The organism is Massilia sp. SYSU DXS3249 (genome assembly GCF_053668055.1).
Genome location: NZ_JBSIPX010000003.1, coordinates 1 through 14,582, shown reverse-complemented (window position 1 = coordinate 14,582; position 14,582 = coordinate 1). Strand labels below are relative to the sequence as shown.

Below are 14,582 nucleotides of genomic sequence, written 5' to 3'. Positions count from 1 at the left end.
ATGACGACGAATGCAGCATGGCTGAAAAAGGTGCGCTGGGACGAACACGGCCTGGTGCCGGTCATCGCCCAGGAAGCGGCCAGCGGCGAGATATTGATGTTCGCCTGGATGAACCGCGACGCGCTCGCGCGCACCGTCGAGACCGGCGAAGCCGTCTACTGGAGCCGCTCGCGCAAAAAACTCTGGCACAAGGGAGAAGAATCGGGCCACACCCAGAAAGTGCTGGAAATGCGCCTGGACTGCGACGAAGACGTGGTGCTGCTCAAGATCGAGCAGCGCGGCGGCATCGCCTGCCATACGGGCCGCCACTCCTGCTTCTTCCAGAAGTTCGACGGCGAGGACTGGCAGGCAGTCGAACCGGTGCTGCAGGATCCGGAAACGATTTACACGAACAACAAGAAGGCACCATGAGCGTTACTCTTTCCCGCCTGGCCCAGGTGATCGAATCGCGCAAGCCGGAAAACGGCGGCGATCCGGCCACCTCGTATGTCGCGAAACTGTTCGCCAAGGGCGACGACGCCATCCTGAAAAAGATCGGCGAGGAAGCCACCGAGACCGTGCTGGCCGCCAAGGATGCGCGCGTGTCGGGCGACGCGTCGAAGGTGCTGTACGAATGCGCCGACCTGTGGTTCCATTCGCTCGTCATGCTGGCCAGTTTCGGCCTGACGCCGCAGCAGGTGCTCGACGAGCTGGCGCGGCGCGAGGGCATGTCGGGACTGGAAGAAAAAGCGGCACGCAAGGAATAAGCCCGAGGGCGCGCGTCACGGCCGCGTCATCGTTCGCAGCTAAGATGGACAGGATCGCGCGGTGCGTAGTTTGCTGCCGCAACCAATACTGGAGACAACATGGATAACTGCATTTTCTGCAAGATCGTCGCCAAGCAGATCCCGGCCGCCGTCGTCTTCGAAGACGACGACGTGCTGGCCTTCAAGGACATCAACCCGGCCGCGCCGGTGCATTTGCTGGTGATCCCCAAGCAGCACGTGAGCACGCTGTCGGACGTGACCGAGGAGCACACCGCGGTGCTGGGCAAGATGCTGGCGCTGGCGCCGAAGCTGGCGGCCGAGCACGGCGTCGGCGTGACCACGGATGGCGAAGGCCAGCGCAGCGGCGGCTTTAAAACCCTGATCAATACCGGGCCGAATGGCGGCCAGGAGGTGTATCACCTCCATCTCCACATGTACGGCGGCCCGAGGCCATGGCGTGGTCTGGGCACCTGAAGTACTGATACCAATTGACAACATCTTGAACCGGCCACGGATGCGCTGCATCGCTTATACTGGTACGGTACGCTTCACTGATTTCGGGCGCCTGCGCCCACCGAGGAGATAATCATGGGTTCGATGAGCATTTGGCACTGGGTAATCGTGCTGGTCGTGGTGGTGCTGCTGTTCGGTACCAAAAAGCTGGGCAATGTCGGTTCCGACATCGGCAAGGCCGTCAAAGGCTTCAAGGATGGCGTTAAGGGCGAAGAAGAGAAGAGCGCCGCCAATCCGGCTTCGCCTTCCCAGCCGGCCCAGCAGGTCGCGGACAAGTCGACGATCGACGTCGAGACCCGCGAAAAGCACCGTTCGTAATCCGATAGCCGGATAACTGCTCCATGATCGACCTGGGACTGTCGAAGATCGCCATCATCGGTGTGGTGGCGCTGATCGTGATCGGCCCTGAAAAGCTGCCGAAGGTGGCGCGCATGGCCGGCACGCTGTACGGCCGCGCCCAGCGCTACCTGCACGACGTCAAGTCCGAGGTCAGCCGCGAGATCGAGCTCGACGAGTTGCGCAACCTCTCGAAGGAAGTGCACGACACCGCGACCGAATTCCAGTCCGACGTCGAGCACCACCTGTCGAGCAGCTTCAAGGAAGTCGAGTCGGCCTGGCATGGCGACATCCAGCCGAGCGTGCCGGGTTCCGCTGCCAGCATCGGCGACCTCGAGCGCAAGGCCAAAGATTTCCGCCGCAAGAAGCTGGTGCGTTCGTCGGCCATTCCTGCGTGGTACAAGCACCGCCACGGCGGCAAGACCCGGGTGCTGTCGGGCGCCGCGCGCGTGCGCAAGTTCCGCCCGGGCGTTAAATCCAACTCTTCATTCTTTTGATGACGACCGAAGAAGCGCCAGTCGAAGAAACCTTCATCTCCCACCTCGTCGAACTGCGCGACCGCCTGGTCAAGGCCATCATCGGGGTGGCGTTGGTCTGCATCGCGCTGATGATCTGGCCGGGACCGAAGGAAGTGTACGACTACCTCGCCACCCCGATGCTGCAGTCGCTGCCGCCCGGGGCCAAGATGATTGCGACCGGCGTCGTGTCTCCCTTCCTGGTGCCGATGAAGGTCACCCTGATGCTGGCGCTGATCGTCGCCTTGCCCTGGGTGTTCTACCAGATGTGGGCCTTCATCGCCCCCGGCCTGTACGCCCACGAAAAGCGTCTGGTGCTGCCGCTGGTCATCTCTTCCTCGCTGCTGTTCATCGCCGGCGTCGCCTTCTGCTACTTCCTCGTCTTCGGGCGGGTGTTCCATTTCATTGCCGAGTTCGCGCCGTCCTCGATCGCGGTGATGCCGGACATCGAGAACTACCTCGATTTCGTCATGTCGATGTGCCTGGCCTTCGGCGCCACCTTCGAGGTGCCGGTGGTGGTGGTGATCCTGGTACGCATGGGCATCGTCAGCATCGAAAAGCTCAAGGAAGTGCGCCCCTACATCATCGTCGGCGCCTTCGTCATCGCCGCCATCGTCACGCCGCCGGACGTGGTCAGCCAGCTGGCCCTGGCCATTCCGATGTGCCTGCTGTTCGAACTGGGCCTGCTGGTCGCGCCGATGTTCGTGCGCATGACCCAGGCGCCCGAAGAGACGGCCTGATCCGGCAGCGTCTCCCGCCGCGCATCCCATGCGCGGCAAAAAGCGGACTCGTGGCATCCTGTCATCCCGATCAGGCGCGGCTTCCGGCTGCGCCATTGCAAGGAGATGCGCATGGCACGTCACCCGGGGATCTTTCCCACCTTCTTCCTGTCCGGCTTCGAGTGCTCCAATTTCTTCTGGCGCGACGAGGGCCGGCGCAACCTGGTGGCCGAAACCGGGCATGATGTCCATGTGGCCGAGGACTACCAGATCCTGAACAGCCTCGGCATCGCCGTGGCCCGCGAAGGCATCCCCTGGCCGCTGGTGGACAAGCACGGCTGCTGCGATTTCTCCATGCTCGATCCCTATATCGACGCCATGAACGCGGCCAAGGTCACCCCGATCTGGGACCTCTGCCACTACGGCTATCCGGATGACCTCGACCCGTTTTCCGACGCCTTCGTCGACCGCTTTGCCGAGTATTGCCGCGCCGCCGCCGAGTACGTGGTCCCGAAACTGCGCGGCCCGCATTTTTTCACGCCGATCAACGAGATCACCTTTTTCTCCTTCTGCGCCGGCGAGTGGGGCTGGGCCGCGCCCTATCGCTGCAGCCGGGAAGACCGGCGGCGCCTGCGGCTGGCGCTGTGCCGGGCAGCGATCGCCGGCGTCAAGGCGATCCGCGCAGTCGACCCGGAGGCGCGCATGGTGCACATCGATCCGCTGGTGCGGGTGGTGGCGCCGCGCGACCGTCCCGACCAGGTCGAGGCGGCGCGCCACGAGACCGAGGAAGACACCTTCCTGGCCTGGGACATCATCAGCGGGCGCGCGCACCCGGAACTGGGCGGCTCGCCCGAGATCCTCGATATCGTCGGCGCCAACAACTATGCCTTCGGCCAGATGGAATACCGCGAGAGCGGGCCGCATGCGGCGCTGCCGCCCGGCGACGACCGCATCGCCCCGCTGTGCGACATGCTCGATACCGTATGGCAACGCTACCGCAGGCCGATGATCATCGGCGAAACCAGCGGCTTCGGACGCGGCCGCGCCGAGTGGCTCAGGGACGTGATGGGCGAGTCCCTGGCGGCGGTGCGGCGCGGCATGGACCTGCAGGGGATCTGCCTGTTCCCTGCGGTCGACATGCCGGACTGGCATACCGGCGAGTGGCTGCACAACGGCATCTGCGACCTGGTCGAGATCGACGGCGACCTGAAGCGGATGCCCGATCCGGCCTACGTCGACGAATTGCGCCGCTGGCAAAAGGAGCTGAACCGCGTGACCAGCCTGGACGAAGACCCGTACAGCGACCCGGTCGAGTTGCAGGATGTGGTCGATGCGGCGCACCGGCTCCAGATGCAGCCGGACAAGAACTGGTCTTAACGCGTGCCGTTGGCGCCGACTGTCCAGATACCGTGCGTCACCGCTGAGGAGCTTGTATTAAGGTAGGCGCATGCGACACTTAACCGCAGGGGAGCCGGCATGGAAAAATTTCTGATCGTGTTTCGAGGCGCGACCGTCGGGGAAGCGGAAGGCCCGCCCCACCTTCCCGACAGCTGGAACGCCTGGTTCGACGCCCTCGGCCCGGCGCTGGTCGACCGCGGCGCCCTCAGCCACGGCAGCGTCGAGGTGCCGAGCCGCCTGATCGGCCCCAAGCTGAGCAGCAGCGCCTTGTCCGGCTACGCGATCATCTCCGCCACCGATTTCAACGACGCCGTGCGCCTGGCGGAGGCCTGCCCGATCTTCGACGAAAAGGGTTCGGTCGAGATCGCCCACCTGCGCTGAGTGCCGGCGCCTGACCCTTACTTCCCGGACTTCAGGGTCCGGATGTGTTCCAGCACCTCTTCCGCGCGGCCGGCGGCCACCAGCCCGGCCGGCGTCTGGCCGCCCAGCGCCGCCAGCGCCTCTCCCATCCACGCATTCGCCGCGTCGTCGTTGCCCAGCACACCCCGGGCCGCGTGCATGACCGTGTAATACGCCTGCGCCTTGCGCGATTGCTGCTCGAAGCGGCTGCGCAGCGCGTCCAGCGCGCCTAGTGTGAGTTGTCCGTCCTGGCTCATGTCCATCCAATCACTGAGTCATCAAAGTGGCATCGGAATGCCTTGGCATCCCGTCATCATACTCCGCACGGCCGCGTTGGATCGGCAACACGGGCTCGTCATTTCAGGTTACTTCCCGGCACGGTCTTAGCAGTTCGGGATAAAATCGATGTTTCGGCCGGTAAAAACCGGTACCGCGGGAGTTTCCCGCAGGGTGAGGGCAGCTGCTCACCCTTCCGCCCACTACCAGGAAACTATGCATTCTTCCCACACGCCACCACAGCGCAGCTCGATGCGGACCGCCGCCGCCTGCGCCCTGGTCGTGCTCGCCGCGTTCGGCGCCGAGGCGCTGCGCTGGACGCGCGCCGCGCCGGCGCCGTCGGTCTTGAGCATGGCCACGGCCGCCGCCGGCGGCCAGGCTAGCCTGACCGAAATCTCGAGCGCGCTCATTCCGATGCCCCAGGATACGCCCTCGGCCCACGCCAGTGCGCTGGCGACGGTGCCGGGCGGGATGCTGGCGTTCTGGTGGGCCGGCAGCCGCGAGAGCGGTCCCGACGTCAAGGTCTACGCCTCGCGCACGACCAACGGCAAATGGGGCGCGCCCTGGGAAGTGGCGAGCCGCGCATCGCTGGGCAAGGCGCTCGGCTTCGGCGTGCGCCGGATCGGCAACCCGGTCGCCTGGACCGCGCCCGACGGCAGGATCCACCTGTATGTGGTGGCCACGGGCCTGGGCGGCTGGGCCGCCTCGCGCGTGGTGCACATGGTGTCGCCGGACGCCGGCGTGAATTTCGAAGTGCGCCGCGTGCTGCCGCTGTCGCCCCTGTTCAATACCAGCGTGCTGGTGCGTACTTCTCCGGTGGGGCTGGCCGGCGGCGGCTGGTGGCTGCCCGTGTATTTCGAGCTGGGGATCAAGTATCCGATGCTGATGGCCTTCGACGCCCAGGGCGAACCGACCCGCCTCGGGCGCATCGGCAACAGCATGTCGACGCTGCAGCCGGCCATCGTGCCGATGTCGAGCACCGAAGTGCGCGCCTGGATGCGCGACGCCAGCGACGAGCAGCGCGTGCAGCATGCGTGGAGCCGCGATGGCGGCGCCAGCTGGGAAGATTTGCCCGCGCTCGACCTGCCGAACCACAGCACCTCGCTGGCCGCGATCCGCCTCACCAGCGGCGAGCTCCTCATGCTGCACAACCACGTGGTCCCGGGCGGCAGCTCGCGCAGCATCCTGCGCCTGTCGATCTCGAAGGACGGTCACGCCTGGCGCACGGTCGACGACATCGCCAGCGGCCAGGCCGGCGACGAATTCTCCTACCCGACCATGCACCAGGTCGGCAACGAGCTCCACGTGACCTACACCCACCAGCGCCAGGCCATCGCCTACCGCGCCTACCGCATCCAGACGGGAGAGAGCATCTGATGAGCTTGCCGGATCTTGCGTGGCAAATCGCCTATGGCCGGGTGGCCTGGGGCATCGTGATCGCGGCCATGCTGGTCGCCCTGTGGCCGGCGGCCCGGCGCCTGCCGCGTCCCGCCTTCGGCGCCATCCTGGCGGGCATCGCGCTGCTGATGGCGCTGCCCGGCGAGGCCTCGCCCGCCTGGTGGCTGGGTCTTGCGTTCCAGTACCCGAGCGGCATGCTGCTCGGGCTGTGCCTGCTCGGACTGCATGCGCGCTGGCAGGGGAAAAAGGCGGGGCCCTTCATGCCCGCCTCGACCGCCGCCGCGATCGCGATCGCCGGCACCGCGCTCTACCTCGACGCCATCGGCTGGCTGGCGCAAGGCTATTATTACGCCGCTTTCGGCCCGGCGGTGGCGCCCGCCGTGGCGCTGCTCGGCATCCTCGGCTGCGTGGTGGCGCTGCTGCGCGGGCGCGGCGGCCGCCAGAACCTGGCCCTGCTGGGCGCGCTGCTGCTGTTCACCCTGCTGCGCCTGCCGACCGGCAACCTGTGGGATGCCGTGATCGACCCGCTGCTGTGGGGCTGGGCACTGGCGGCGCTGGCCAGGCGCGGCCTGCGCTGGATCGTCCGCTTCCCGTCACGACGCCGGCCGGCCGATACCGAAGCCGGCCTGGCGCAGGACGAGGAGCTGCCGGCCCTGAGCGCCGCGGCCCCCGGCGAACAATTTTCAATCAGTAAGGAGTAGTTGGTGGTACATAGCAAATGGCATACCCATCCGGTCATCCTCATGGCGATTGCCATCAATGTCTTCCTGCTGGTGCTGGCAGTGGCGTGGTCCGGCAATGAGCACGCCCTGGGGCGCCTGCTGGTCGAAGACGGCATCGTCGAATGGATGCAGTTCCTGGCCTTTACGGGCACCGCGGCCCTGCTCGGTTTCGTTTTCGTCGAACGCCTGAAACAGCCGGGAACCGGCAAGCTCGAGCTGCTGGCGCTGGCCGGCCTGACGGCGCTGGTGGCGCTGGCGGCCCTGGAAGAGATCAGCTGGTTCCAGCGCGTGCTCGGCGTCACCTCGCCGGACTTTTTCGTCCAGAATAACCGGCAAGCCGAAACCAACCTGCACAACCTGGCCGTGGGCAGCGGCAGCCTGCACAAGAACGTGTTGTTGAAGCTGATCGTGATCGCCGGCCTGACCCACAACCTGATCCTGCCTTTCCTGGCGCGCAAGCGTCCCGGTCTGCAGCGCTGGGTCGAGAACCTTGGCGTCTACCTGCCGCCGCTGGGCGCCTCCATCGTCTACGTGACCCTGGTGGCCCTGTCGCACCTGCTGGTCGACCACCCGCGCAAGGGAGAACTGGGCGAGACCTTCGGCGCCATGCACTACATGGCCACCGTGTTCTACGCCTATTATGTGGGCGCCAACTACGGCAAGCCGGCCATGTTCGAGGACGCCACCGCGAACCGCCGCATCTCGGTCCTGTTCGCGATGGCGATGGCCTTCCTGCTGCTGGCGGGCTGGATGCTGAGCGCGGGCGTGGGCGCAGTCGGCTACTGACCGCAGGACGCCTGATCCGGCGGCCCGGCTTGCGCCCGGCCGCCGTTTTTTTTCTTCAAAACCGGTAACTCTCCCCATCCGCGGGCACCAGCACCCGCGCGCCATCCATTCCCTTTTCCGCAATGTAGTCCAGCACCTCCCTGCGCGACTGCGTCATGTGGTTGACCGCCTCCAGGTGCACGGCGACCACCGTGGCCCAGGGCGCGGCCTCATGGGCGCGCGCCAGGTCGTCCTTGCCCATGATGATCGAATCGTCGAAGCCGGCGATCTGCGCATAGCCCGTGTTGAGGACGATGACGTCGGGCCGCCAGCGCGCGATGGCGTCTTCCACCTGCGGGATCCAGACCGTGTCGCCGGCCACATACACGGTCTTGTGGCCCGGCTGGCGGAACACGATGCCCGAGGTCTTGCCCATGATCTTGCCGATCACGGACATCAAGGCGTCGCTGCCGTGCTGCCCGTCCACGCGGATCAACTGCACGCCGCGAAACACCGTGTCCTCTCCCAACACCCGCACGTCGGTAAAACCATCCTTGCGGATGCTGGCCGCGTCGTCCTCGTTCTGCGCGAACAGGGGAATGTCCTTGGGCAGCGCCTGCTTGGCCGTCTCGTCCCAGTGGTCGAGGTGGGTATGGCTGACGATGACGGCGTCGGCGCGCATGACCTCGCCAAGGGGCAGCGGCAGCTCGACCAACGGGTTGCGCAGCTCGCTGTTGACCGTGCCTTCGAAGCCGGGATACGTCCCTTTGGGCGCGAGCAGCGGGTCGACCAGGAAGGTGGTAGCGCCATAGCTGATCTTGACGGTGGCGTTGCGGATCTGCTGGAAGGTGACGCTGCCGTCAGCAGCGGGGGAAGGGAAACTCATCATATTGTCCTGTCGGGTTGTTGGAGACGGCATTGTCTGCCGGGCCGGACAGCCGCAACAGTGGCCCGAAGGTCGATGTTCGATATAATCGGGCCATGTCATCCGCTCATCTATCTTCCCGCTACCGGATCGCCGTCGTCGCCTTCGAGGGCATGACGCCCTTCCACCTGTCCGTGCCCTGCCTGGTGTTCGGCACCGCCGTCGACGAGGCGCCCGCCTTCGACGTGCAGGTGTGTGCGCCCGGGGGCAGGCCGCTGCGCACCTCCGCCGGCTTCGCCATTGCGGTCGAGCGCGATTTATCGTGCATCGACGACGCCGACATCGTCGTCATGCCGGCCTGGCACGAGGACTGCCGGCCCGCGCCCGGCATCCTGCTCGACGCCCTGCGCCGCGCGCATGCACGCGGCGCGCGCGTGGTCGGCCTGTGCCTGGGCGCCTTTCCCGTGGCCGAGGCGGGCCTGCTGGACGGCCGGACGGCCACGACCCACTGGGAGCTGGCCGCGGCACTCGGCCGCCTGTATCCGAAGGTGCGGGTCGACCGCGAGGTGCTCTACGTGGACGAGGGCAATGTGCTGACCTCGGGCGGCGTGGCCGCCGGGCTCGATTGCTGCCTGCACCTGCTGCGCGAACTGCGCGGCGCCGAGGTGGCCAACCGCGTCGCGCGGCGCCTGCTGATCGCACCGCACCGCCAGGGCGGCCAGGCCCAGTTCATCGAGCGCCCGGTGCCCTCGAACGGCAGCGAAGGCCGCTTTGCCGAGGTGCTGGACTGGGTGCTGCGCCACCTCGCGCAGCCGCACACGATCGACGCGCTGGCGGCGCGCGCGGCCATGAGCCGGCGCCATTTCACGCGCCACTTCCGCCAGGCGACCGGCACCTCGTTCAAGCAATGGCTGCTGGGCCAGCGGCTGGCGCAGGCCCAGCGCCTGCTCGAGTGCAGCAACGCGTCGATCGACCGGGTGGCCGACGAAGCCGGCTTCGGCACGGCGCTGTCGCTGCGCCAGCACTTCCGCGCCCAGCTGCATACCTCGCCGTCGGACTACCGGCGCCAGTTCCGGGCCGGGCAGGCTGGCGGCGTGGCATGAGACTGCGGCCGCGCGCCGCCGTCAGGCCTTGTCGCGCTTGAAGTACCTGGCCGCGCCGGCCACCAGGGCAAAGGCGGCGATGGCGATGATCTTGGCGAACTTGGCGAAGAAGGCCGCCGCCAGTGCGAACAGGCCCAGCTTCTTGGCGGCGACGCCGGTCACCAGCGCCGCGATCCCGTATTCCGCCACCTTGTCGGTGGAGGCGTTGTAGTCCGCATAGGTCTTGCCCGGATTGAAGCGCGTCTGCGCGAGCAGGGTCTCGACGTAGGGCTTGTTCTGTGCGAGCCCGCGCAGGTCGGAGACCAGGTTCATCGACAGGTAGCCTTCCCGGCCCAACACATAGGTGTTGTAGTTGGCGCCGTGTTCGGCCGCCGCGGCGCCCTTGTCCCGGGTTTCGATGGCCCACATCAGGCGGTGCGATTGCGCCGAATAGGTCGGCTTCTGGGTCCAGCCGACGATCTCCATTTCCGGGATGCCGCGTTCGCGGCGCTCGCCGTTGCCTGCTTCGGTGCCGGCCTGGAGTCCATCGAGCAGCTCGTCCGCTTTCCAGTCCGCCGCCTCGTCGTCCTTGATATAGCCCGAATCGATATAGCGCGGCACCACGAAGCTGGTGCTCTCGGGCGGGAAGATGAGGCCGAGGCGGGTCGGATCCTCGCCGTTGCCCATCGCCTTGAGCAGCTGGTTCGCCTGCGGCTGCGGCACGAAGGCATACCCTTCCGGAAGCCTCAGGCTTGCCTGGTTCCCCAGCGGGATGTTCACCGGGCCGGATTGGACCGCCGCCCTGGCCGCGGCCACGGCTGCCTTCATTTCCGCTTCCTGGTCGACCTTGCCCGGCTGCGCCTGGGCATGGGCCAGCACGGCAAACAAAAACGAGGCGCATGCTGCGCGCGCGAACGAACCGATCTTCATGGCTTTCCTTATCGTGGTGGCATTGCGATGGAGGATGAGGCGCTGCCGATTGTAAGTCCCGGCCGGCCCGTCAATACTCACCAATTGTTTCCTAAATGAAAATATTGGGCGGGATGACCGGGCAGCAGGCGAAAAAAAACCGGGGCATCGGCCCCGGCAAAAGTCGCGCCTGACAGGCTTGAGCCTATCCCAGCAGTCCGGAATCGCGCCTGACGCGCCTGACGAACGTGAGCGGCGTTGCTCGTCGTTGCATGGCTTGCCATGCGGCCTCCTCGCGCCTTGCTCACGCTCGCCATGCATCGTCATTCGCTTCTCCCTGCCTACTGGGACAGGCTCTTACGGGCAGTTGCCGATGATGTAGTAGCCGGCCGAGGTCTGCGCCAGCGTGCTCGTATAGAAGGTGTTGTTCAGGCCCATGTTCTGGTTCGAGCCGTTGGCCAGCGCATAGCCGCCGCTGTTGTGGGCGCGGCCGGCCGTCACGTGGGCGTAGTTGCTGGCGGTGGTCGTGGTGCACACGAAGCCTGAGGTCGTGCTGGCCGTGAGCGTCGCCGAGCGCGCGCTCTCCACGCCGCCGTTGCCGAGCGCCGACACCTGGTAGCTGTAGCCCGTTGCCGCCGCCAGGCCGGAGTCGGTATACGCCGTCGCCGTCAGCGCCGCCGCGTTGACCTTGCTGCCGTTGCGGTAGACGTTGTAGCCGACCGCGCCGTTCGACGCGTTCCAGCTCAGGGCGATGCTGCTGGCGGTGGCGTTGCCTGCCGCGAGGCCTGCCGGGGCTTGCAGCGCGGGCGCGGAGCCGACCAGGAATTGCGCGATGGCGCAGGGGTTCGAGCTCAAGCCGGTGCCGCTGTCGGTGGCGGTGACGCTGCCGCTGTAGTAGCCGTCGGCGCGGCCTGTATAAGCCTTGCTGAAGCTGGCGCCGCTGCCGGCCGCCGCATCGTCCACCGGCGTCGGCCCGTTCAGCACCACCTTATAGCTGCCGATGGTGCCGCCGGCGGCGCCGCTCACCGTCACCGTGGAGCCGGAGACGCTGGCGCTGCAGGAGCTCATCACGGGCGCCGCCGCGCGCGCCACGCGCAGGTTGTTCCTGAACCAGAAGTCCATCACGAAGGCCGGGTAGTTCACCTTGGTGGCGTCGACATAGTTGCCGCTTTGCCCGCCGCTGCCGGCCGGCCAGGCGTGGCCCATGCCGGTCACCGCGATCTCCGAGGTGCGCACCTTGCCATTCGCGTCCGTGTACGGCGTGTTGCTGCCGCCGGTCGGCACGCTCACGGCCGCGCCCTTGGTGTAGCTGCCGCCGTAGGCCAGGCGCATGGCGGCCGCGTCGAGCGGGCCGTAGCCCTGCGCCACCGTGTAGTCGTTGGTGCCCCAGATTACGCTCGCCACCTGGGTGGCGAACTGGGACAGGTTGGTGCCGGCCAGGTTCTTGCAGTTGTTGGCGGCGGTGGTGGCCGTGTAGCCGGACGGGACCATACCGATCTGCGAGGTCGACACGCCCGGCGGCGGACCGGCGTTGATGCCGATGCCGGCGAAGATGTCGGGCGCCAGGCAGCCCATGACCATCGTCTCGGCGCCGCCCGAGGACAGGCCGGCGACGTACACCTGCTTCGGATCGATCGCGTACTGCGGGTTGCTGACGAAACGGTTGATCAGGTCGAGCAGCACCCCCGAGTGCCCGGTGCTGCGGCTGTGGGTGGATTTCGCCCAGTCCCAGCAGTGCGCGCCGTACAGGTTGCCGGTGGCGTTCGGCGCCAGGATCACGGCGCCGTACTGGTCGGCGACGGGTTTCCAGTTATAGCCCCTGTCGCTGGCGCCGTCGATGATGTCGCCGGCCGCGGTCTGGGCGCAGCCGTGCAGCACCAGCACCAGGGCGCGTTTTCCCGCCAGCGCGGGCATGGTGGACGGCCAGTAGTAGTAGCCGGTCAGGGCGCCGCCGTTGACGGTGTCGGTGGCCCAGGTCTGGTTGCCGCTCCAGCTGCCGGGACCGGCCTGCACCTGGGCCTGGGCGCCGGCCCAGGGTGCGAGCGCGGCGAGGAGAAGGGCCGAGCGGGCCGTCCGTGAAAACATCCATGCCATTGAAAACCTCCGTTGCGTAGAAAAGCACTGCGACACTGCGGAAAACCCGGGCGGGCGCGGACGCGGCAACGCACGCAGGCGCAGCACGGAGCCGGCACGGGATCGGTGACACAAGAGGAAACGGACAGCGGAGAGGCGCTAGGTCGCAGGAAGGGTGGTCATGGCTGGTCTCCGGCTGTCGTTATGATTGTGTTGCGACGGGAAATCGCCAGTTGATTGTAGACCGCGAACAATTGCACACAAGCGGTGCACAGGCACGCCGTTTGTGCGCTTTTGCACAGCGGGGAAGGGGAATAAAAAACGGCAGCGCCGGCCAGTCGTGCTGGCGGGCGCTGCCGTGGTGACTACCTGATGATCAGGTGCTTAGAACGAGTGGCGCACGCCCACGTTGAACACCGACGGATCGGCGCCGAAGGCGGTGGCCGGCGGGTTGAAGCTGCCGCCTGCCGAGGCCAGGCCGAAGTTGCCGGTGCCGTTGTTGTTCACGCGCGCATAGCTGGTGTACAGGTTGGTGCGCTTGGACAGGGTGTAGGTGTAGGCCAGCGAGAAGCCCTTGCCGCGGGCGCCGGTTTCCAGGCGTTGCTGGTGGGCGGCGAGGAAGAACTTGTTGACGCCGGCGGTGAACGAGCCGCCCACGATGTAGTGGCGGAACTCGTTGTTCGGGCCTTCCGGGTCGGCTTCCATGTAGCTGCCGCGCAGGTCGAAGGCGCCGAAGGTGACGCCTGCGCCGAAGGCCAGTTCCTTGTCGTCGCCGGTGGCCAGGCGCTCGACGCGGTGGTAGCCGCCTGCCAGGTAGACCGGGCCATTGCGGTATTCCAGTGCGCCGCCGATCAGGTCGCCGGACGGATCGCTCGGCGTGCGCTCGCCCGCGCTATAGGTGGCCATGCCCGTAAAGCCGCTGATAGCTTCGCTCTTGTAGTTGACCGAGTTCGACAGGCGGCGGGTCGCGCGCAGGGTGCCGAAGCCGGCCAGGCTGGAACCGTAGAAGCCATGGCCGAGCGGATCGCTGACGAGGATGATGGCGGCGATCGGGCTGTACTCGCGGCCGACGGTGACGGTGCCGAAGCTGCCTTGCAGGCCGACCACGGCGCGGCGCTGGAACAGGCCTGCGGCATCGGCGGCGCCGTTGTCGAGGGCGACACCGGCTTCGATGTTGAAGAGCGCCTTCAGGCCGTTGCCCAGGTCTTCGGTGCCGCGGAAGCCGATGCGGCTGGTGGACTGGGTGCCCGAGCTGATCACGGTGCGGCTGCCGACGCCGGGCGCGTCGGAATCTTCACGGCCGATCGAAGCGTCGGCGACGCCGTAGACCGTGACGCTGGTTTGCGCCTGGGCGGCCAGTGGCAGCAGGGATAACAGGGCGATGGCAAGGCTGGTCTTCTTCATTGATGCTCTCCAGTGGTTGATGTGGGGTTTTCCGAAACGCCGTTCTCGTTGTCTTTCAGGACAAAAACGAGCTATTGCAAAACGCTAACGCTACCAGTGCATTAGTGATAATGCCACGAATCATTAGCTCTTTACTTATTCGGTTTCCGAGAAGCATGTGCGCTGGGGCAAAAACGCCACATGATCCAGCGCAAAACTCGTCGGCAAGACTGTGATGCTGTTGTGTGTAGCCGACGGATCGGCCGTTATTCCGCCGTTTCTACAACTCAACATACGATTTTCGGAGTGCACCTCAACCTGGATGCGCCACACCGGCGAAAAAAACCGGGGCACGCTGAACTGACCCCGTAAAGTTGGACGGTTGGATCTAGTGAAGTGCTAAGGGCTGGGTTCTGTATTGGACAGGACTCAGCCCTTTTAGCTTCATCTTGATGCGGTCGTGATTATAGTAATGGATATACT

General features: G+C 66.3%; 18 protein-coding genes. 12 read left to right on the top strand and 6 right to left on the bottom strand.

Going from position 1 to position 14,582, the window contains the following annotated elements:
• The 8 genes from hisI (at position 1) to ACWCIA_RS04260 (ending at position 4,608) form a co-directional block, all read left to right on the top strand.
• Positions 1–411, top strand: coding sequence for a phosphoribosyl-AMP cyclohydrolase (gene hisI, locus ACWCIA_RS04295; RefSeq protein WP_454161286.1), 411 nt, complete (start codon positions 1–3; stop codon positions 409–411).
• Entirely contained in the window at positions 408–746 is a 339-nt protein-coding gene (locus tag ACWCIA_RS04290) for a phosphoribosyl-ATP diphosphatase (RefSeq protein WP_454161285.1), read from the top strand. The genes hisI and ACWCIA_RS04290 overlap by 4 nt, the downstream gene beginning before the upstream one ends.
• Positions 747–845: 99 nt before the next feature.
• On the top strand, positions 846–1,220 hold the full coding sequence (locus ACWCIA_RS04285) for a histidine triad nucleotide-binding protein (protein WP_454161283.1): 375 nt from the start codon (positions 846–848) through the stop codon (positions 1,218–1,220).
• 114 nt (positions 1,221–1,334) lie between these two features.
• Positions 1,335–1,577, top strand: a complete 243-nt coding sequence (gene tatA / locus ACWCIA_RS04280) for a Sec-independent protein translocase subunit TatA (RefSeq protein ID WP_454161281.1) — start codon at positions 1,335–1,337, stop codon at positions 1,575–1,577.
• Between the two features lie 23 nt (positions 1,578–1,600).
• On the top strand, positions 1,601–2,092 hold the full coding sequence (gene tatB / locus ACWCIA_RS04275; RefSeq protein WP_454161280.1) for a Sec-independent protein translocase protein TatB: 492 nt from the start codon (positions 1,601–1,603) through the stop codon (positions 2,090–2,092).
• A complete protein-coding gene (gene tatC / locus ACWCIA_RS04270) occupies positions 2,092–2,850 on the top strand; it encodes a twin-arginine translocase subunit TatC (RefSeq protein ID WP_454161279.1) in 759 nt (252 codons plus the stop codon). The genes tatB and tatC overlap by 1 nt, the downstream gene beginning before the upstream one ends.
• Before the next feature lie 111 nt (positions 2,851–2,961).
• A complete protein-coding gene (locus ACWCIA_RS04265) occupies positions 2,962–4,206 on the top strand; it encodes a b-glycosidase (protein WP_454161277.1) in 1,245 nt (414 codons plus the stop codon).
• Positions 4,207–4,305: 99 nt separating this feature from the next.
• On the top strand, positions 4,306–4,608 hold the full coding sequence (locus tag ACWCIA_RS04260) for a hypothetical protein (protein WP_454161275.1): 303 nt from the start codon (positions 4,306–4,308) through the stop codon (positions 4,606–4,608).
• Between the two features lie 17 nt (positions 4,609–4,625).
• Here the strand turns inward: ACWCIA_RS04260 and ACWCIA_RS04255 are convergent, their stop codons facing one another.
• Entirely contained in the window at positions 4,626–4,883 is a 258-nt protein-coding gene (locus ACWCIA_RS04255; RefSeq protein ID WP_454161274.1) for an antitoxin Xre/MbcA/ParS toxin-binding domain-containing protein, read from the bottom strand.
• Positions 4,884–5,118: 235 nt separating this feature from the next.
• Here ACWCIA_RS04255 and ACWCIA_RS04250 point away from each other — a divergent pair, with 235 nt between their 5' ends.
• Genes ACWCIA_RS04250 through ACWCIA_RS04240 form a run of 3 tightly spaced genes read left to right on the top strand, consistent with a single transcriptional unit; the run spans position 5,119 to position 7,808 of the window.
• Complete coding sequence (locus ACWCIA_RS04250; protein WP_454161272.1) at positions 5,119–6,279, top strand: sialidase family protein; 1,161 nt, start codon at positions 5,119–5,121, stop codon at positions 6,277–6,279.
• Positions 6,279–7,001, top strand: coding sequence for a hypothetical protein (locus tag ACWCIA_RS04245; protein ID WP_454161270.1), 723 nt, complete (start codon positions 6,279–6,281; stop codon positions 6,999–7,001). The genes ACWCIA_RS04250 and ACWCIA_RS04245 overlap by 1 nt, the downstream gene beginning before the upstream one ends.
• A gap of 3 nt (positions 7,002–7,004) precedes the next feature.
• Positions 7,005–7,808: a hypothetical protein gene (locus ACWCIA_RS04240; RefSeq protein ID WP_454161269.1), complete on the top strand. Its 804-nt coding sequence runs from the start codon at positions 7,005–7,007 to the stop codon at positions 7,806–7,808.
• 55 nt (positions 7,809–7,863) lie between these two features.
• Here the strand turns inward: ACWCIA_RS04240 and ACWCIA_RS04235 are convergent, their stop codons facing one another.
• Positions 7,864–8,673 (bottom strand): MBL fold metallo-hydrolase, encoded by an 810-nt coding sequence (locus ACWCIA_RS04235; protein ID WP_454161267.1) that lies wholly within the window; start codon positions 8,671–8,673, stop codon positions 7,864–7,866.
• A 95-nt stretch (positions 8,674–8,768) separates the two neighbouring features.
• Here ACWCIA_RS04235 and ACWCIA_RS04230 point away from each other — a divergent pair, with 95 nt between their 5' ends.
• Positions 8,769–9,755: a GlxA family transcriptional regulator gene (locus tag ACWCIA_RS04230; RefSeq protein WP_454161265.1), complete on the top strand. Its 987-nt coding sequence runs from the start codon at positions 8,769–8,771 to the stop codon at positions 9,753–9,755.
• A 21-nt stretch (positions 9,756–9,776) separates the two neighbouring features.
• Here ACWCIA_RS04230 and ACWCIA_RS04225 read toward each other — a convergent pair whose 3' ends face one another.
• From ACWCIA_RS04225 to ACWCIA_RS04210, 4 genes are all read right to left on the bottom strand, one after another.
• A complete protein-coding gene (locus tag ACWCIA_RS04225; RefSeq protein WP_454161264.1) occupies positions 9,777–10,664 on the bottom strand; it encodes a DUF2167 domain-containing protein in 888 nt (295 codons plus the stop codon).
• Positions 10,665–11,000: 336 nt separating this feature from the next.
• Complete coding sequence (locus ACWCIA_RS04220) at positions 11,001–12,737, bottom strand: extracellular catalytic domain type 1 short-chain-length polyhydroxyalkanoate depolymerase (RefSeq protein ID WP_454161263.1); 1,737 nt, start codon at positions 12,735–12,737, stop codon at positions 11,001–11,003.
• Positions 12,738–13,100: 363 nt separating this feature from the next.
• Positions 13,101–14,120 (bottom strand): porin, encoded by a 1,020-nt coding sequence (locus ACWCIA_RS04215; protein WP_454161261.1) that lies wholly within the window; start codon positions 14,118–14,120, stop codon positions 13,101–13,103.
• A 367-nt stretch (positions 14,121–14,487) separates the two neighbouring features.
• A partial coding sequence (locus tag ACWCIA_RS04210; protein ID WP_454161710.1) for an IS3 family transposase occupies positions 14,488–14,582 on the bottom strand: 95 nt, incomplete at its 5' end.